The organism is Cereibacter ovatus (assembly GCF_900207575.1).
GTDB classification, from domain to species: domain Bacteria; phylum Pseudomonadota; class Alphaproteobacteria; order Rhodobacterales; family Rhodobacteraceae; genus Cereibacter_A; species Cereibacter_A ovatus.
In genome coordinates, this window is the sequence record NZ_OAOQ01000003.1 from 134,108 (window position 1) to 153,517 (window position 19,410).

The 19,410-nt window shown below is 67.0% G+C and carries 14 protein-coding genes; 7 read left to right on the top strand and 7 right to left on the bottom strand.

The window, feature by feature from the left end:
* Positions 1-109 precede the first annotated feature (109 nt).
* Positions 110-1,204, bottom strand: coding sequence for a DUF2235 domain-containing protein (locus tag CRO07_RS05060; protein ID WP_097029598.1), 1,095 nt, complete (start codon positions 1,202-1,204; stop codon positions 110-112).
* Between the two features lie 157 nt (positions 1,205-1,361).
* Entirely contained in the window at positions 1,362-2,507 is a 1,146-nt protein-coding gene (locus CRO07_RS05065; protein WP_097029599.1) for a type III PLP-dependent enzyme, read from the bottom strand.
* A gap of 214 nt (positions 2,508-2,721) precedes the next feature.
* Between CRO07_RS05065 and CRO07_RS05070 the strand changes: the two genes are divergently transcribed.
* Positions 2,722-3,153, top strand: a complete 432-nt coding sequence (locus tag CRO07_RS05070; RefSeq protein ID WP_097029600.1) for an Lrp/AsnC family transcriptional regulator — start codon at positions 2,722-2,724, stop codon at positions 3,151-3,153.
* Between the two features lie 61 nt (positions 3,154-3,214).
* A complete protein-coding gene (locus tag CRO07_RS05075; RefSeq protein ID WP_097029601.1) occupies positions 3,215-6,178 on the top strand; it encodes a valine--tRNA ligase in 2,964 nt (987 codons plus the stop codon).
* A gap of 220 nt (positions 6,179-6,398) precedes the next feature.
* On the opposite strand, the gene CRO07_RS05080 is transcribed toward CRO07_RS05075, so the two are convergent.
* Complete coding sequence (locus tag CRO07_RS05080) at positions 6,399-6,989, bottom strand: transglycosylase SLT domain-containing protein (protein ID WP_097029602.1); 591 nt, start codon at positions 6,987-6,989, stop codon at positions 6,399-6,401.
* A 165-nt stretch (positions 6,990-7,154) separates the two neighbouring features.
* Between CRO07_RS05080 and gatB the strand changes: the two genes are divergently transcribed.
* On the top strand, positions 7,155-8,666 hold the full coding sequence (gene gatB / locus CRO07_RS05085; protein WP_097029603.1) for an Asp-tRNA(Asn)/Glu-tRNA(Gln) amidotransferase subunit GatB: 1,512 nt from the start codon (positions 7,155-7,157) through the stop codon (positions 8,664-8,666).
* A 34-nt stretch (positions 8,667-8,700) separates the two neighbouring features.
* On the opposite strand, the gene CRO07_RS05090 is transcribed toward gatB, so the two are convergent.
* From CRO07_RS05090 to pepN, 3 genes are all read right to left on the bottom strand, one after another.
* Complete coding sequence (locus tag CRO07_RS05090; protein WP_097029604.1) at positions 8,701-9,819, bottom strand: pyridoxal phosphate-dependent aminotransferase; 1,119 nt, start codon at positions 9,817-9,819, stop codon at positions 8,701-8,703.
* Positions 9,820-9,864: 45 nt separating this feature from the next.
* On the bottom strand, positions 9,865-10,737 hold the full coding sequence (locus CRO07_RS05095) for a lysophospholipid acyltransferase family protein (protein WP_176504501.1): 873 nt from the start codon (positions 10,735-10,737) through the stop codon (positions 9,865-9,867).
* Between the two features lie 105 nt (positions 10,738-10,842).
* The gene (gene pepN / locus CRO07_RS05100; protein ID WP_097029606.1) at positions 10,843-13,398 is read right to left on the bottom strand and encodes an aminopeptidase N; all 2,556 of its coding nucleotides are present in this window, start codon (positions 13,396-13,398) and stop codon (positions 10,843-10,845) included.
* Between the two features lie 149 nt (positions 13,399-13,547).
* Between pepN and CRO07_RS05105 the strand changes: the two genes are divergently transcribed.
* A complete protein-coding gene (locus tag CRO07_RS05105) occupies positions 13,548-14,873 on the top strand; it encodes an FAD-binding domain-containing protein (RefSeq protein ID WP_097029607.1) in 1,326 nt (441 codons plus the stop codon).
* Positions 14,874-14,964: 91 nt separating this feature from the next.
* The gene (locus CRO07_RS05110; RefSeq protein WP_097029608.1) at positions 14,965-17,124 is read left to right on the top strand and encodes a malate synthase G; all 2,160 of its coding nucleotides are present in this window, start codon (positions 14,965-14,967) and stop codon (positions 17,122-17,124) included.
* Between the two features lie 100 nt (positions 17,125-17,224).
* On the opposite strand, the gene CRO07_RS05115 is transcribed toward CRO07_RS05110, so the two are convergent.
* Positions 17,225-17,482, bottom strand: a complete 258-nt coding sequence (locus tag CRO07_RS05115; RefSeq protein ID WP_097029609.1) for a BolA family protein — start codon at positions 17,480-17,482, stop codon at positions 17,225-17,227.
* A gap of 73 nt (positions 17,483-17,555) precedes the next feature.
* Here CRO07_RS05115 and CRO07_RS05120 point away from each other — a divergent pair, with 73 nt between their 5' ends.
* Together CRO07_RS05120 and cobS are read left to right on the top strand one after the other, a co-directional pair.
* Positions 17,556-18,191, top strand: a complete 636-nt coding sequence (locus tag CRO07_RS05120) for a J domain-containing protein (RefSeq protein ID WP_097029610.1) — start codon at positions 17,556-17,558, stop codon at positions 18,189-18,191.
* Positions 18,192-18,435: 244 nt separating this feature from the next.
* The gene (cobS, locus tag CRO07_RS05125) at positions 18,436-19,410 is read left to right on the top strand and encodes a cobaltochelatase subunit CobS (protein ID WP_097029611.1); all 975 of its coding nucleotides are present in this window, start codon (positions 18,436-18,438) and stop codon (positions 19,408-19,410) included.

The window sequence follows — 19,410 nt, forward strand, 5'->3', positions numbered from 1 at the left end:
GCGGTTCTGCACCGGGGCGAACGGCGGCTTGCAAAAGCCGCCGTTTTGCATTCGGGCGACGGGAAAGCCGCCAGCCGCCCCCATGAACGCGCGGGTTGCAACGCTTGGCCTAGCCCTGCGTCGGCTGACCGGCCGCACTCGTGCCGGGCACAAGCCGCCCGCCGGGTTTCGGTCGCTGCGCCGTCGGGTGGATCTGCTCGGTCGGGCACAGCAGAAGCGGGCGGCGGGCGCGCCACAGGAACAGCTTGCCCCAGCCGGCAAACATGCTGGTCATCGGCGCCTCGGCATCGCAGGGAAACCGCGTGCGCCAGTCGTCGGGCAGGCGCAGGCCGCAGTGCTGCGCCCGATCCAGCATCCAGACCAGCGGGATGTTCGACAGCAACCGCGAGCCGCCCCGCTCGCCCAGAACCTGCCCGCCCACATCGCCATGGCCACCACGGAACCAGACCTGCTGAACGATCTGACCGTGATAGGGGTAATCCCACAGCACCGGATCGAACACGCGGCGCGTCTCATCCATTGCAAGTGCATGAAAACCATGGCGCACGCTGCGGCCAAGGCGATGGTTATGAAAGGCGTGACGATCCTCGGTCAGGCGCCACATCACCGGCAGCCGCAGGCCCAGCGCCTTCACGGTATCAAAGATGCCCACCATCTCGATCCCGACATGGGCGTGGCAGAACCTGCGCGAAAACGCCCGCGCGGGGGGGCGGTCCGGCCCCATCTCATAGTGGCGCCACGCCAGTTGCACCGCACGCTCGGTGGCTTCTTCCCGCCGCAACAGGCCGACGCGGTCGATCACCCCGGCCAGCGAGCGCACGGCATAGGCCCCGCGCGAATAGCCGAACAGGAAGATCCGGTCGCCCGGCTGATAATGCGAGGCAAGATAGCCATAGGCCCGCCGGATCTGACGGTTCAGCCCCCTGCCCTGCACCAGATCCCCGATGCGCAGCCAGCCGCCCCATTGCAGCCCCGGTTCGTAATAGATCGTGCGATGAACCGAGCGGCGCCCCTCGCGCAGCAGCTTGAATATCTGGCCGACATTGGTTTCACACCCCGGTTCCAGCGTCGAACAGGTGCCGTCCAGCAGGATGACGTGATCGACCGGCCCCCGCCGCCCACCCTGCGCCGGCGGCGTCGCGGGTTCGGTCGCGACCGTGGGGTGAAGCCGCAGCCAGTGGCGAAAGCGCCAGATCACCGACATGGCCCACCCCCCGGCATCTGCCGCGAAAGGGCGCTGGACCGCACGAACTGGGAAAGCATGACCATGAGAGTCCATCCACTGTTACATGGAACAAAAAGGTAGATCCCGGCGGAACGGTTCCAGCCGGGATCCAGACTCTCACAGCCGAGTGAATACTTTACAACTTAAGCGAGAGAACCGTCGCCATGCTGAGATCGCCGAACCCGTTGAAGCGGGTGTTGGTCGCGGCAGAATAGGCGCCGAGTCCCTGAAACAGCAGGAAGTCACCTTCGGCCACATCCGCCGACAGCGGCAACTCGCCCGGCAGCCGGTCCACCGAATCGCAGGTCGGCCCGAAGATGATGCGGTCGCGCGTCTCGCCCTTGCGCAGGCGGCCCTCGGGCGACATCACCTCGACCCGGTCGATCACCCCGATCAGCGGCAGTTCCGCCAGCGAGCCATAGACGCCATCGTTCAGGAACACATGCTGATCGTCGCGCACCGCCTTGATGCGGGCCGCAAGGGTGAAGGCGTCGGCACAGATGCCGCGGCCCGGTTCGCAGACCAGCAGCGGACGGGCGTCACCGAACGCTTCGTCGGTCACGCGGTCGATCAGATGGAAGATCGCTTCCAGTTCCGGTTCGACCCCGTGCAGACGGTGCGAGGGGAAGCCGCCGCCGACGTTCAGCCGGGCGATGGTCACACCCGCGTCGCGGCCGATCTCGGCGGCGGTGCGGATGTAGGTCTCCCATGCGGCGGGATCGGTGCATTGCGTGCCGGGGTGGAAGGTCAGCGACGGGACAAAGCCCGCATCGGCCGCCTGCTTCAACAACGCGACCGCCAGTTCGACCGTCGCGCCGAATTTGGCGCCGAAGTTGTAGGCCGCCCCCGACACCGGCAGCTTGAAGCGAACCGAGATCTCGCAGCCTTCGGCCGGGACCATCTCGATCAGCTTGGCCAGTTCCGACGTCGAGTCGACCGACCAGCTTTTCACGCCCATCTCGACCGCGGCGGCGATTTCCGACCGCGCCCGCACCGGGTTGTTGTAATGCAGCGCCGCATCCGGCGCGATCCGGCGGATCATGCGGATCTCGGCCGGCGAGGCCACGTCATATCCCCGCACCCCGGCCGCGGCCAGGTTCTCGATCACCACCTCTTCGGGGTTCGATTTCACCGCATAGGTGACCATGCCCGGAAAGCCGTCGATGAAACGGCGGGCGGTCGCCTGCAGCACCGCGGGCGAGAAGAACAGCACCGGCGTCTCGGGAGAGATCGCGCGGAGATATTCGGCGGGGTTTGTCCAGATCGTTTTCGAGAGTCCCATCGGCGTTTCCTTTCGGCCAACAAGACGCAAGCCCTCTGCCCGACATACGGGGAGTGGGAGGCACCTGCGCGGTTTCGACAAACCAGGCCAGGTGCGTATGAGCCGCCCTTTTCCTGCAACAAAGGATGCCTCATTTGGGGCACAAATCCACCGATCAAAAGAGTTGATATGCCGTGTTTTTTCGGCATAATGACGAAAACTCCGGTCAATATGTATGGATGAACTCGACAGAAACATTCTTGGAATCCTCGGGGCCGATGCACGGACCTCGGTTGCCACGCTCGCGCGGCGGTTGAAGGTCGCGCGGTCGACGATTCAGGCCCGGCTGGAACGGCTGGAGACGTCTGGCGTGATCGCCGGCTACACGCTGAAGCTGGGCGACGAGGCGCGACAGGGCCGGCTGCGCGCCTCGGTTCTCTTGACGATCGAGCCGCGGACGCAGCCTGCGATCCTGACCCGGCTGAAGGCCATCGCCGAGGTCGAGAAGGTGTTCACCACATCGGGCCGGTTCGATCTGCTGTTGCAGATCGCGGCGCCCTCGACCCAGGTTCTGGACCAGGTGCTGGACGAGGTCGGGGCCATGACCGGGGTAAAAAGTTCCGAAAGCCTGATCCATCTTTCGACCCGGATCGACCGCGCCGTGTGATGAGGCTTGGCCTCGGGCCGCGGCTTGGATAGACCGGGTTCAACAGATACGGGGCCGCAACATGCCGATGGAAAAGACCTTCAACGCCGCCGAAGCCGAAGCCCGGCTTTACGCCGAATGGGAAAAGGCCGGCGCCTTCCGCGCGGGCGCGAATGCCTCGCGCCCGGAAACCTTCTGCATCATGATCCCGCCGCCGAACGTGACGGGCTCTCTGCACATGGGTCACGCCTTCAACAACACGTTGCAGGACATCCTGACCCGCTGGCACCGGATGCGCGGCTTTGACACGCTGTGGCAGCCTGGCCAGGATCATGCCGGGATCGCCACGCAAATGGTGGTGGAACGCGAACTGGCCAAGGCCGGCGCCCCCACCCGCCGCGAAATGGGCCGCGAGGCATTCCTGGAAAAGGTCTGGGAATGGAAAGAGCAGTCCGGCGGCACCATCATCAACCAGTTGAAACGGCTGGGCGCGTCCTGCGACTGGTCGCGCAACGCCTTCACCATGGATGCGCATTTCCAGCGCGCGGTGCTGAAGGTGTTCGTCGATCTGTATGAAAAGGGCTTCATCTACCGCGGCAAGCGGCTGGTGAACTGGGATCCCCACTTCGAGACCGCGATCTCGGATCTGGAAGTGGAACAGGTCGAGGTGAACGGCGCGATGTGGCGCCTGCGCTACCCGCTGGCCGATGGCGCCACCTACCGCCACCCGGTGACCTTCGACGAAACCGATACCCCCATCGACTGGGAGGATCGCGACTATCTGACCGTGGCCACCACCCGGCCCGAAACCATGCTGGGCGATACCGGCATCGCGGTGAATCCGGCCGACGAACGCTATGCCCATCTGATCGGCAAAGAGGTGATCCTGCCGCTGGTCGGTCGCCGTATCCCCATCGTGGCCGATGATTACGCCGACCCGACAAAGGGCACCGGCGCGGTGAAGATCACGCCGGCGCATGATTTCAACGACTGGGGCGTGGGCCAACGCACCGGACTGCGCGCGATCAGCGTGATGACCGGCCGCGCGACGATGTATCTCGCCGACAACCCCGATTTTCTTGACGGCTGCACGCCCTCGGACGAGGCGCTGGCCCTTGACGGCCTGGACCGCTACGAGGCGCGCAAACGCATCGTGGATCTGGCCGAGGCGCAGGGCTGGCTCGACGGGATCGACCCGGACAAGCACATGGTCCCGCATGGCGACCGCTCGAAGGTCGCGATCGAGCCGATGCTGACCGACCAGTGGTTCGTCGATACCGCCAGGATCGTGCAGCCCGCCATCGACGCGGTGCGCGATGGCCGCACCCGGATTCTGCCCGAGCGCGACGCCAAGACTTACTTCCACTGGCTGGAAAACATCGAGCCGTGGTGCATCAGCCGTCAGCTCTGGTGGGGGCACCAGATCCCGGTCTGGTATGGTCTCGATGTCTGGCCTGCGGGCTTTGACGACGACGGCGACGACACGCTGGACGAAGTCGAAATCTTCGAATTGCTGGAAGACGGCGCCTTCAACCATGCCGATCCGGTCCACCATTGCGCGCCCGATTTCGACGGCGTCAGCGACAAGTTCCTCGATGACATCGCCTCGCTGCCCGCACCGCTGAACCACGCCCGCGTGGTCGAGGTGGCCGACCGCGCCGCCGCCATCGACCTGCTGGCGCAGTCGCTGGCCGATTACAACATCAGCCAGGACCCGACCCATCTGGTCTATCCGGTCTGGCGCGATGCCGATGTGCTCGACACCTGGTTCTCGTCGGGGCTGTGGCCGATCGGCACGCTGGGCTGGCCCGAAGATACCGCCGAACTGGCGCGCTACTTCCCCACCAGCACCCTGATCACCGGCTTTGACATCATCTTCTTCTGGGTCGCCCGGATGATGATGATGCAACTGGCCGTGGTGGGTCAGGTGCCCTTCAGCACGGTCTATGTCCACGCCCTCGTCCGCGACGAAAAGGGCAAGAAGATGTCCAAGTCGCTGGGCAACGTGCTTGACCCGCTGGAACTGATCGACGAATTCGGCGCCGATGCCGTGCGCTTCACCCTGACGGCAATGGCCGCGATGGGCCGCGACCTGAAACTGTCCACCCAGCGCATCGCCGGCTACCGCAACTTCGGCACCAAACTCTGGAACGCCTGCCGCTTTGCCGAAATGAACGGCGTCTGGGAAGGCCACACCACGCGAACCGAACCGCCGCAGGCCAGCGCCACGGTGAACCGCTGGATCATCGGGGAAACCGGCCGCGTCCGCGAAGAGGTCGACACAGCCCTGGCCGCCTACCGTTTCGACGCCGCCGCCAACGCACTTTACGCCTTCGTCTGGGGCAAGGTCTGCGACTGGTATGTGGAATTCTCGAAACCGCTGTTCGACACCGAAGCCGCCGCCGAAACCCGCGCCACCATGGCCTGGGTGCTGGATCAGTGCATGATCCTGCTGCACCCGATCATGCCCTTCGTGACCGAAGAGCTCTGGGCCACCACCGGCACCCGCGCGAAGATGCTGGTCCACACCGATTGGCCCGGCTTCGGCGCCGACCTCATCGATCCTGCCGCCGACGCCGAAATGACCTGGGTCATCGCCCTGATCGAGGACATCCGCTCGGCCCGCGCCCAGGTCCGCGTGCCGGCCGCACTGAAACTGCCGGTGCTGCAAATCGCTCTCGACCAGAACGGCCGCGCGGCGCTTGCCCGCAACATGGCGCTGATCCTGCGCCTCGCCCGGCTGGACGGCGTGACGGAAGCCGCAACTCCCCCCAAAGGCTCCCTCACCATCGCGGTGGAAGGCGGCAGCTTCGCCATCCCGCTGGAAGGCGTGATCGACATCGCGGCCGAGAAATCCCGCCTCGCGAAAACGCTGGAAAAGCTGGAAAAGGACATGGCCGGCCTGCGCGGCAGACTGTCGAACCCGGCCTTCGTCGCCTCGGCCCCGGAAGAGGTGGTGGACGAAGCCCGCACCCGCCTCGAACAAGGCGAGGACGAGGCCGCCAAACTCGGCGACGCCCTCGCCCGCCTCTCGGAAATCGCCTGACAGCAGGGGTGCCGCGCGCCCCTGCCCTGAATAACCGACAAGACCACAAAGGGGCCCGGCACCGGACCCCTTCCTTCATTCTGGCCCAAATATCCTCGGGGGGAGGCCCGGCTTCCAGCCGGGCCGGGGGGCAGACAGCCCCCCGCTCCACCGCCGGAACCGGGATCAGACCGCCCGATCCGCCCCCCACGGGTGACACATCACCCGGCCAGAACAGCGATCAGCTTTCCACCGCACAATAGGGCTGCGAGCGCGTCCAGGCCGCCATCTCGGCCCGTTTGGCATCATTGCGGAACGGCGCCCAGTCGCGCCCCAGCCCAAGCCGGCCATTCCCGGCCACCATATTGTCCCGGCCCACCTGCCTGGCCGCGATCCGTACCGCGCAGGACAGGTTCTGTGCCCCGTCTTTCAGCGCGCCGACATTGGTCGCCGCACAGCCATGCGCCCGCGCGGTCTGCGGCGCGATCTGCGTCAGCCCGATCCAGCGCCCGCCGCCGCCCGACGCCTGCGGGTTCCAGGTGCTTTCATGCTTGGCCAGCGCCGACAGGATCCCGCTCCAGAACGCGCGCCGCTCGTCGGGGGTGGCATCGGGATAGCCCGGGCACCACTGCCCGATGTCGCGCGGAACGATGTCGGTCAGCGCCTCGTCGCGGCTTTCCACCGCCATCAGCGTCCGCTGCGTCCAGATCTCGGCTTCCGGCCGGTGGTCCCACCGCATCACCGGCAGGGTATCGACAGGGGTGCGGGCCTCGCCGCAGGAAATCGGCAGCGCAAGCATCAGGCCAAGCAGGACCACGGAACGGACACTCATCGAAAAACCTTTGGCGGCACCGCATCCTGTTGCGGCCCGCGGGTTGTGCGGGCGCCGGCGGATTCGAACAACCCGTTCGTCGGGATGTCAGCGAGACTTCGCCACCCCATCCCTTGCCCTCTGGCGGTTCCCCGCCTAGAAACGCCCAGCGACCGGAGGTGCCCCATGCTCGACCTGACCTATGAAGCCCCGAAACCCAAGGTGATCGCCGGGGCCAAGCACGACTGGGAACTGGTGATCGGGATGGAGATCCACGCCCAGGTCTCATCGAACGCCAAGCTGTTCTCGGGCGCCTCGACCGCCTTCGGGGCGGAACCGAACTCGAACGTCTCGTTCGTCGATTGCGCGATGCCGGGGATGCTGCCGGTCATCAACGAATTCTGCGTGGCGCAGGCGGTGCGCACCGGCCTTGGCCTGAAGGCGCGGATCAACCTGTTCTCGGCCTTTGACCGCAAGAATTACTTCTACCCCGACCTGCCGCAGGGCTATCAGATCAGCCAGCTTTACCACCCCATCGTGGGCGAGGGCGAAGTTCTGGTGGAACTGGCCCCCGGCATCGCGCGGCTGGTGCGGATCGAACGCATCCATCTGGAACAGGACGCCGGCAAGTCGATCCACGACATGGACCCGAACCTGTCCTTTGTCGATTTCAACCGCACCGGCGTCGCCCTGATGGAGATCGTCAGCCGCCCCGACCTGCGCGGCCCCGAGGAGGCGGCCGCCTATGTCGCCAAGCTGCGCCAGATCCTGCGCTATCTGGGCACCTGCGACGGCAACATGCAGAACGGCAACCTGCGCGCCGACGTCAACGTGTCGGTCTGCCGTCCCGGCGATTACGAACGCTATCAGGCGACGCAGGACTTCGGCCATCTGGGAACGCGCTGCGAAATCAAGAACATGAACTCGATGCGGTTCATTCAGCAGGCCATCGACTACGAGGCGCGGCGCCAGATCGCCATATTGGAAGACGGCGGCAAGGTGGTGCAGGAAACCCGCCTTTACGATCCAGACCGCGGCGAGACCCGCTCGATGCGGTCCAAGGAAGAAGCGCATGACTACCGCTATTTCCCCGACCCCGACCTGCTGCCGCTGGAGATCGAACAGGACTGGGTGGACGATATCGCCGCCTCGATGCCGGAACTGCCGGATGCCAAGAAGGCCCGCTTCATGGCCGATTATGGCGTGACGGATTACGATGCCAACGTGCTGACCGCGGAACTGGATGCCGCGGCCTTCTTCGAATCGGTGGCGGCGGGCCGCGATGGCAAGCAGGCGGCGAACTGGGTCATCAACGAATTGTTCGGCCGGCTGAACAAGCAGGGCCTGACGATTGCGGAAACCCCGGTGACGGCGGCGCAACTGGGCGGGATTCTCGACCTGATCGCCAGCGGCGAAATCTCGGGCAAGATGGCCAAGGATCTGTTCGAAATCATCTGGACCGACGGCGGCGACCCGGCCGAGGTGGCCGCCGCGCGCGGCATGAAGCAGGTGACCGATACCGGCGCCATCGAGGTCGCGGTCGACGAGATCATCGCCGCCAACCCGGCGCAGGTGGAAAAGGCCAAGGCCAATCCGAAACTTGCGGGCTGGTTCGTCGGTCAGGTCATCAAGGCCACCGGCGGCAAGGCCAACCCCGCCGCCGTGAACGAGATCGTGGCAAAGAAACTGGGGCTTTGACCCCTGCCCCCCGGCCGCGCGCGCGCCGGGGGGATCAGACGCCGCCCCCCGCCGATGCCGCGGCCAGCGCCTCGGGCAGCGCCTGTGCGAAGGCATCCAGTTCCGCGGCCCGGCCGCAACTGACACGGATGCAGCGGTCGTGCGGGGCGACGAAGGGCATCCGCACGAAGATGTCCCGATCGATCAGCGCCTTCAGCACGGCGCGGGCGAAGGTGCCGTCGCCGCCACAGTCGATGGTGACAAAATTGGTGGCCGAGGGCAGCGGCACCAGCCCGCACCCGCGCGCGATGGCCGCGATCCCCTCGCGCGACAGCGCCACTTGCGTCTGCACCTCTGCCAGCCAGTCGCGATCGGCCAGCGCCGCCAGCGCGCCCGCCTGCGCGATCCGGCCCACGCCGAAATGGTTGCGCACCTTGTCGAAGGCCGCGATCAGCGGCGCCGCCGCAATGGCATAGCCCACCCGCAACCCGGCCATGCCATGAGCCTTGGAGAAGGTTCGGAAGCGAATCACCCGCGGATCTTCGGCGGCGATCTTCGGTGCTGTGCCCTCGGGGGCAAGTTCGACATAGGCTTCGTCCAGCACCAGAAGCGTGCCCGGCGGCAGCGCCTCGATCATGGCCAAGACCGTGGCGGCAGGGTGATGCGAGCCCATGGGATTGTCGGGATTGGCCAGATAGACCAGTTTCGCGCCAACCTTCCGCGCCATGTCCACCAGCGCCTCGGGGTCTTCGTGGGGGCCACGGTAAGGCACCTTGTGCAGCACGCCGCCAAAGCCCGCGACATGGAAGCCGAAGGTCGGATAGGCGCCATCGGAGGTCACCACCGGATCGCCCGGCGCCACCAGCAGCCGCACAAGGCAGCCCAGCAGCCCGTCGATGCCTTCGCCCACCGTCACATTGGCCGGCGCCACGCCATGATCGGCGGCAATGGCCGCGCGCAGCTCGTGGATTTCGGGGTCGCCATACATCCAGACATCGGATGCGGCCAGCGTCATCGCCGCCACCGCCCGCGGCGAGGGGCCGAACAGGCTTTCATTGGCACCAAGGCGAGCGCGGAACAGGCGGCCGCGGGCGCGTTCCTGCGTCTCGGGGCCGACGAAGGGCACGGTTGCGGGAAGGCTGGCGGCAAGCGGGGTGTAGCGGGGACCGATCATGGGCGGATTTGAACGCGATCCTGCGGGCCCGCGCAAGTGTGCCCGTCAGCCCCGCGCATAGCGCGGCAGGGCGCGCAGGCTGGTCATCTGCACGATGCTGACGGCCGGCGCATGGGCCCCGCCCAGTGCCAGCGTCGCCGCGCGCAACATCTCGATTCCGTCTTCGGATTTCGCGGGCAGGCGGTCGGGCGGGATCGGGCGGCCCATCGTCAGGCGGAACGGCTGGCGGTGCTTGTTCAGCACCTCGTGAAACAGGGTGATGTCGCGCAGCGTCGGGTGGATCAGATCGAACAGATAGAACAGCGTTGAATTCCGCGCCCGGATGTTCACCGGCACCACCGGCAGATCGAACCTGCGCGCGATCATCGCGGCCGAGGCCATCCACGGCCGTTCCATCAGCTTCAGCCCGCAGCGCCTGGCCAGCCGCCCCGAGGGGAAGATCACCCCCAACCGCCCGGCCTCGATCGCGCGGCGGGTGAAATCCATCGTCTCGCGCGTCTTGGCATGGCTGCGCTTTTCCGGGCGCCATTCCACCGGGCAGATCAGATCCTCCATCTGCGGCAGCACGCGCAGGATGTCGCGGTTGGCGTAAAAGAACAGATCGGGGCGCAGCGGCGCAATCGCACGGTGCAGGATGATGCCATCGGCGATGCCGGTCGGATGGTTGCACACCACCAGCGCCGGGCCGTTGCGCGGCAGATGATCCAGCCCCGTCACCTCGACATCGCGGGCGATCAGGTCGCCCACCATGTGCATGATCGCGGGGGTGGGCTGATCCTTCAACCGCTCGCCCAGCGCCACGGTGCGGCCATAGCCCAGCACACGGGTCAAAAGATGCCGTGCCGCCTCGTGATGCGCCCGCCCCGAGAACAGCCACGGCGCGCGTTCCTCGATCAGCGGATCGATTCGGGACTGCATCGTCAGCGACACCCTGCGCCTCCTGCCCTGGCCCCATGCGGGGCCGACCTCATCACCGCCATCCACCGGGCAGAACGCGGAAAATGCGGCACGGGTTCCCCCATGTCATCCGCGCCGCATCCGGCCCGCCATCTCGGCCAGATCGCGGCTCAGGGCCGGCGCGGCAAGGATGCGGTCCAGTTGGTCGGCCATCAGTGCCTGCCGGTCGGCATCGTAACGGGCGCGGGTCTCGAACGCCGTCGACATCCGCGCCGCGGTCTGCGGGTTCAGCGGATCAAGCCGGATCAGCCAGTCGGCCAGCACCCGATAGCCCGCCCCCGAGGCGTGGTGAAAGCCCGCATGATTGGCCGACAGCGCGCCGATCACCGCGCGGAAACGGTTGGGGTTCTTCCAGTCGAAATCGGGATGCGCCGTCAGCCGGTCGACCTTGGCCGCCGCTTCGGCAGGGGCCGCGTGCAGGATCTGCAAGGTGAACCATTTGTCCATCACCAGCCGGTCGCGGCCCCAGCGGGATTCGAACAGCGCCAGTTCTTCCTGACCGCGACCCACATCCAGCAGACAGGACAGGGCGCCGACCTCTTCGGTCATGTTGTTGGCGGCGCGGAAGACGGCCGCGGCCCGCGCGCCGCCGTCGCGCCGGGTCATCAGGCCCAGCGCCGCCAGCCGCAACGCCCGCCGCCCGGCCGCCCGCGCCTCGGGCGTGAAGGGGCCGGGCTCGGCCAGCGCGTCGATCAGGCCGGGCAGCGCGGGGTCCAGCCGTTCGGCCAGCGCGGCGGCCATCCGCTGGCGGGCGGCATGGATGCGGTCGGGGTCGGGCACATGGCCCGCGGCGTGCAGGGTCTGGGCCATGTCATCCTCGCCCGGCAACCGCAGGGCCAGCGCGCGAAAGGCCGGGTCAAGCGCCTCGTCCAGAGCCACCCGGGCCAGCGCATCCAGCCAGTCGGGGCCGGGCTGTGCGCCATCCGTCACCATCCGCGCCAGCACCTCTTTGGCCAGCGCGCGGCCCGCTTCCCATTTGTTGAACGGGTCGGTGTCATGGGCCAGCAGGAAGGCGCGTTCCTCGGGCGTGGTCGCACGTTCCAGCACCACCGGAGCCGAGAACCCGCGCAGGATCGAGGGGACGGGCCGCGCCGCAAGGCCATCGAAATGAAAGCTTTGCCGGGTCTCGGTCAGTTCCAGGACGGTGGTGGGCACAACCTCGTCACCGTTGGGGTTCAGCAGGCCCACCGCGATCGGGATCACCTTGGGATGCTTGTCGGGTTGACCCGGCGTCGGCAGGTTCACCTGTTCGACATGCAGGCTGAAGCGGCCATCGCGGAAGTCGTCCGTCACCTTCAGCCGGGGCGTCCCGGCTTCGGAATACCACAGCTTGAACCGGGAAAGATCGCGGCCCGTCGCATCCTCGAACACCGCCAACCAGTCCTCGATGGTGGCGGCCTGCCCGTCGTGGCGCCGGAAATAGAGATCCAGCGCCTTCGCATAGCCCTTGTCTCCGACCAGACGCTTCAGCATCCCGATCAGCTCGGCGCCCTTCTCGTAGACAGTCGCGGTGTAGAAGTTATTGATCTCGATATATTCTTCCGGCCGGACCGGATGGGCCAGCGGTCCGTCATCCTCGCGGAACTGGCGTGCGCGCAGGGTCAGCACATCCTCGATCCGCTTCACCGCGGCCGAGCGCATGTCGGAACTGAACTGCTGGTCGCGAAAGACGGTCAGCCCTTCCTTCAGGCACAGCTGGAACCAGTCGCGGCAGGTGATGCGGTTGCCCGTCCAGTTGTGGAAATATTCATGGGCGATGATCGCCTCGATCCGGGCGAAATCGTCGTCGGTCGCGGTTTCCGGCAGGGCCAGCACATACTTCGAGTTGAAGATGTTCAGGCCCTTGTTCTCCATCGCGCCCATATTGAAATCGTCGACCGCGACGATGTTGAACACGTCCAGATCGTATTCGCGGCCATAGACATCCTCATCCCATTTCATCGACCGGATCAGGCTGTCCATCGCATAGCCACAGCGCGCCTCGTCGCCCGGCCGCACCCAGATGTTCAGCGCCACGTCGCGCCCCGACATCGTGGTGAAGCCCGCCGAATGGGCGACCAGATCGCCCGCCACCAGCGCGAACAGATAGGCGGGCTTCGGCCAAGGATCGTGCCATTCGGCCCAGCCGGGGCCGTTCGCGACCTCGTTTCCGTTCGACAGCAGCACCGGCAGGTCGCTTTCGATGCGGACGCGGAACGGCGCCATCACATCGGGGCGGTCGGGATAGAAGGTGATCTTGCGAAAGCCCTCGGCCTCGCACTGGGTGCAATACATGCCGCGCGACATGTAAAGCCCCTCCAGCGCGGTATTGGCCTCGGGGGCGATCTCGACCTCGGCGGTAAAGGTGAAGGGGCCGTCGGGCAGGCTGGATGCAGGCAGCGTCAGGCCGGTTTCGTCGGGCATGGCCGCAATCGGCACGCCATCGACCGCCGCCCCGATCAGGCGCAGCGCCTCGCCATCCAGCCGCAGGTCATGGCGGCCCGGCCGCGCGGGGTTCGGGCGCAGGCAGACCTGCGACAGCACCCGCGTCGCCTGCGGATGAAGCCGGAAGGTCAGCGCCACCGAATCGACAAGGTGACTGGGCGGAAGGTAATCGACGAGGCGGATCGGTGTATCGGTCATGGACGTCTCCTTGCCCCCTCAGCCTAGCCTGCGCCGCGCGCCGTGCAAGGGCTGCGGCGCGATCCTCTCCGGCTTGCGTTTCAGAAGTTTGACGCCCCGCGGGCGCAGCGCCCCTTGCCGTTTTCCACCAATCGCGCCATCAATGTTCCATGAATGTTCTTGTCTGGTTCCGGAACGACCTGCGGATCACCGATCACCCTGCACTGGCCCTTGCAGCCGAGGCCGGGGAAGCGGTGCTGCCGCTGCACATCGTCGACCCGGCCGAATGGGCCGGCGCCGCACGCTCGGCCCGGCAATGGGATTTCCGCGCCGAATCACTGCGTGAACTGCGCGAGGCACTGGCCGCCCTTGGGGCGCCGCTGGCGGTGCGGGTGGGCGATCCGGTGGCGGTGCTGGACAAGCTGTGCCGGCTGCACCGCATCGGCCGCATCCTGTGCCTTGACGATCCGGCCTGTGGCCCGCTGGATCTGCGGGTGGCCGAATGGGCCGCCAGCGCCGGGGTCGCGCTTGCGATCCTTGCCACGGGGCCGGGGGCGGCGGCGGCCCTGCGCGCCCTGCCCGCGGTGGAACCCGGCCCGATCCCGCCCGCACGCGCGCTGCGGCTGGCGCCTGACCGCTGCCCGCACCGCCAAACGGGGGGCCGCGCCCAAGGGCTTTTGCTGCTGCAAAGTTTTCTCGATCGCCGGGCCGAGGGGTATCGCGCCGGCCGCGACCACCCGCTTCTGGCCGAAAGGGTCTCGTCCCGGCTGTCGCCGCATCTGGCCGCCGGCACCCTGTCGCGCGCCGAGGTGCGGGCGGCGGTGGCAGACCGTCTTGCCGCGCGGCCGGGCGGCGACTGGGGGCCCGGCCTGCTGGCCTTTCGCGCGGCCCTTGCCCCGCCCGCGCCCGTCGCCCCCCCGCCCGAGGATCGCGCCGCCGATCCCGCCCGCCTTGCCGCGCTGCACAAGGCCGAAACCGGCCTGCCCTTCCTTGATGCCACGCTGCGCTGCCTTGCGGCCACCGGCTGGCTGCCCGCGCGGCTGCGCGGCATGGTCGCCTCGGTCGCGCTGCATCATCTGGGCCTGCCCGAACACGCGGCGGGCGCGGTGCTGGCGGCGGGGCTGACCGATCATGCCCCGCCCGTCCACTGGGCGCAGATCCGCCGCGCCGCAACCGGCCGGCCGGCCGATCCGATCGCACTGGCCGCCAGTCTGGACCCCGGCGGCGCCTTCACCCGGCGCTGGCTGCCCGAACTGGCCGAGGTGCCCCCGCCCTTCCTGCAAGAGCCGTGGCGCTGGTCGGGCGCGCCCCGCCTTCTGGGCCGCCGCTATCCCGAAGCGGTGGTCGATCCCGCCACCGCCCTTCGCGACGCCCGCCATCGCCTTGCGCAGCGCCCGGCTGCGCCGCCGGTCGAGTTGATCGACTGGAGCGGCGCCCGGCCATTGCGCGGCCGCCGGATGCCGGCCACGCCGGGGCAGCTCTGCCTCGATCTCTGACAGTATTGGTCATAACTTTTGACCACGCGGGTTGCCCCTGTCACCATTACCCCCTAGGGTGCGGCAAATTGCCAGCGAGAGGAGCCACATCTTGACCGACCGCATCGAAAAGCAGGGGCTTCAGGTCGATATCCGCCTCGCAGAGTTCATCACGCGCGAGGCGATCCCCGGCAGCGGCGTGGATGAGGATACGTTCTGGGCCGGCCTTGCCGCCATGGTGCGCGACCTTGGCCCCGAAAACCGCGCCCTGCTGAACCGCCGCCAGCAGATTCAGGACCAGATCGACGCATGGCACCGCGAGCATCGCGACCAGCCCGGAACCCTTGCCGATTACAAGACCTTCCTGCACCAGATCGGCTACCTTCTGCCCGAAGGCCCGGATTTCACCATCGACACCACCGGCACCGACCCCGAAATCGCCCATGTCGCCGGCCCGCAACTGGTGGTGCCGGTGATGAACGCCCGCTACGCGCTGAACGCCGCAAATGCGCGCTGGGGCTCGCTTTACGACGCGCTTTACGGCACCGATGCGCTGGGTGACCTGCCCACCGAAGGCCCCTTCGACCCCGAACGCGGCGCCCGCGTGATCGCCTGGGGCCGGCAGTTCCTGGACGAGGTGACCCCCCTCGCCCAGGGCAGCCACACAGATACCGACAGCTACCGGATCGCGGACGGAACCCTTGTCCCCGCCCTCGCCAACCCTGCCCAGGTCGTCGGCTGGCAGGGTCCGGCCAGCGCCCCCACGGCGATCCTGCTTCGCAACAACGGCCTGCACCTGATCCTCTGCATCGACCGCAGCCACCCGATCGGTGCCACCGACCGCGTGGGCCTGTCCGACATCCGCCTTGAATCGGCCCTCTCGGTCATCATGGATTGCGAGGATTCGGTGGCCGCCGTCGATGGCGAGGACAAGGCACTGGCCTATGCCAACTGGCTGGGCCTGATGCGCGGCGACCTGCGCGAGGCGATCTCGAAAGCCGGCCGGATGGTGGTGCGCGAACTGGCCCCCGACCTGCACTTCACCGCCCCCGACGGCGCCCCCCTCACCCTGAAGGGCCGCGCGCTGATGCTGGTGCGCAACGTGGGCCACCTGATGACCACCCCCGCCGTGCTGGACGAGACCGGCGCCGAGATCTTCGAAGGCATGCTCGACGCCTTTGCCACCACACTCTGCGCACTCCATGACCTCGGAAAGACCGAAGGCCCGCGCAACTCCACCACCGGCGCGATCTATGTGGTGAAACCGAAGATGCACGGCCCCGAAGAAGTGGCCTTCGCCGACACGATCTTCACCCGCGTCGAAACCGCCCTTGGCCTGCCGCGACACACGGTCAAACTCGGCATCATGGACGAGGAACGCCGAACCTCGGCCAACCTCAAGGAATGCATCCGCGCAGCCCGCCACCGCGTGGCCTTCATCAACACGGGCTTTCTCGACCGCACCGGCGACGAGATCGTGACCGGCATGGAAGCCGGGCCAATGGTCCGCAAGGGCGACATGAAAGCCACCCGCTGGATCGCCGCCTACGAAGATCGCAACGTCGACATCGGCCTCGCCTGCGGCCTGCCCGGCCGCGCCCAGATCGGCAAGGGCATGTGGGCCGCACCCGACCGCATGGCCGAGATGCTGGCCACCAAGATCGCCCACCCCCGCGCCGGCGCCAGCTGCGCCTGGGTGCCCTCGCCCACCGCAGCCACACTCCACGCCACCCACTACCATCGCATCGACGTGGGCGCCCGCCAGACCGAACTGGCCACCCGGGGCCCCCGCGGCAGCCTCGACGACCTGCTGACCCTGCCAGTGGCCCAGGGCATCAACTGGTCCGACGAGGAACTGCACCAGGAAATCGAGAACAACGCCCAGGGGATCCTCGGCTATGTCGTGCGCTGGGTCGATCAGGGCATCGGCTGCTCCAAGGTGCCCGACATCGCCAACGTGGCGCTGATGGAAGACCGCGCCACCTGCCGCATCTCCAGCCAGGCGCTGGTGAACTGGCTGCACCACGGCGTGGTCTCACCCGAACAGGTGATGTCGGCGCTGAAGAAGATGGCCGCCGTGGTCGACCGCCAGAACCAGGGCGATCCCGCCTACCGCCCGATGGCGCCCGGCTTTGACGGCGCGGCCTTCCGCGCGGCCTGCGATCTGGTGTTTTCCGGCCGCAACCAACCCTCGGGCTACACCGAACCCGTGCTCCACGCCCACCGCCGCCAGGTCAAGGCCGAACGCCAACCCCAGGTGACCGAAGCCTGATCCCCGCGGCTTTCATTCTGGCCCAAATATCCCGGGGTCCGGGGCAGCGCCCCGGCCCGCCCGCGGCAGCCACACCGCAGCCGGACCGGCAGGCGCCCGCTCAGCCGTCCAGATCCAGCGCGAGCGCGTGAATGCGCCCGACCAGATCCTGCCCCAGCGCGGCGTGAACCATGCGGTGCCGCTCCAGCCGGCTTCGCGGCGCCAGCGCCGTCGCCCGCATCCTCACGCGAAAATGCGTCTCACCTTCCTCGCGCCAGCCTCCATGCCCACGGTGTTTCTCGCTTTCATCAATCACCTCAAGCTCTTGCGGCGAAAACGTCGCTGCCAGCCTGTCACGAATTTCCTCGACCACCGCCATTTGTGTCCATCCCCTCTTCAATCCGGCGCACAAAGCCCTAAACTCGCGCCTCCGAGTCGGAAAGGCCACAGAAATGACGAACCGCCCCCCCTTTGAATTCGACATCCGGGTGTCCTCGGACAAGAAGCGGCGCAAGACCGGCCGCCGGGGAATGTCGGGCGCGTTCGAGACCTCGAACCGCGGCTGCGAACATCCCGGCTGCTCCGAGGCCGGTCTCTACCGTGCGCCGAAATCGCCCGATCTGCTGGATGAGTTCCTTTGGTTCTGCAAGGATCACGTCCGCGAATACAACCTGAAATGGAACTTCTTCCAGGGCTCGACCGAGGATGAGATCAAGCGCACCCTCGACAAGGACCGGGTCTGGGAACGCGAAACCCAGCCCTTCGCCAAGCGTCCCGACGAAGGCCGGGTCTGGTCGCGCCTTGGCGTGAACGACCCGATGGAAATCCTGGGCGAGAAAGCCACCCAGAACCCCGGCCGCCCCGCCGGCCATGCCACGCGCAAGCTGCCCCCGACCGAACGCAAGGCGCTGGAAATCCTTGATGCGCGCGACACCTGGACCAAGATCGAGATCCGCAAGCAATACAAAAGCCTGGTAAAGGATCTGCATCCCGACATGAACGGCGGCAACCGCGCCGACGAGGAACGCCTGCAAGAGGTGGTCTGGGCCTGGGATCAGATCAAGGACAGCCGCTACTTCCGCGACTGACGCGCCCCGCGACCGTCAACCGGCAGACGCCATCCCGCGGGCGGGGCCATCCCATGCCAGATCCGGGCCGCGGTGGCCAAGGGGCCTTGCCCCGGATGGTCGCGCTTTCGGTCACGGGGCCGTTCCGGCCGCCGCAAGGGCCGCCGTCGGCGCCCCTTCCCCTTGCAGCCCTGCAAGATATGTTTCATCAAAAGGTCGGGTGCGCGCCCCGCGGCGCGGCCCCTGCGGCAACAAGGCGGACGGAATGCTGGACATGACTGTGAAACCCACCGAGGAAATCTCCGTTCGCGAAGTTTTCGGTATCGACACCGACATGAAAGTGAAGGGCTTTGCCGACCGCACCGACCGCGTGCCCGACATCGACCCGACCTACAAATTCGACCCCGACACCACGCTCGCCATTCTTGCAGGCTTTGCCTACAATCGCCGCGTGATGATCCAGGGCTATCACGGCACCGGCAAATCCACCCATATCGAGCAGGTGGCGGCACGGCTGAACTGGCCCTGCGTGCGGGTCAACCTTGACAGCCACGTCAGCCGGATCGACCTGATCGGCAAGGATGCGATCAAGCTGGTTGACGGCAAGCAGGTCACCACCTTTCAGGAAGGCATCCTGCCCTGGGCGCTGCGCAACCCCTGCGCCATCGTCTTCGACGAATACGATGCCGGGCGCGCGGATGTGATGTTCGTGATCCAGCGCGTGCTGGAAACCGATGGCAAGCTGACGCTTCTGGATCAGAACGAGATCATCACCCCCCACCCGTCCTTCCGGCTGTTTGCGACCGCAAACACCGTGGGTCTGGGCGACACCACCGGGCTTTACCACGGCACGCAACAGATCAACCAGGGCCAGATGGACCGCTGGTCGCTGGTGGCCACGCTGAACTACCTGTCGCACGATGCCGAAGTGGCGATCGTGCTGTCCAAGAACCCGCATTACAACACCGAGAAGGGCCGCAAGACGATCAGCCAGATGGTGACGGTCGCGGATCTGACGCGCACCGCCTTCATGAATGGCGATCTGTCCACGGTGATGAGTCCGCGAACCGTGATCTCCTGGGCGCAGAACGCCGAGATCTTCCGCAACGTGGGCTATGCCTTCCGGCTGAGCTTTCTGAACAAATGCGACGAGCTGGAACGTCAGACCGTGGCCGAGTTCTACCAGCGGTGCTTTGCCGAGGAACTTCCCGAAAGTGCCGCCAGCATGGCGATGAAGTAA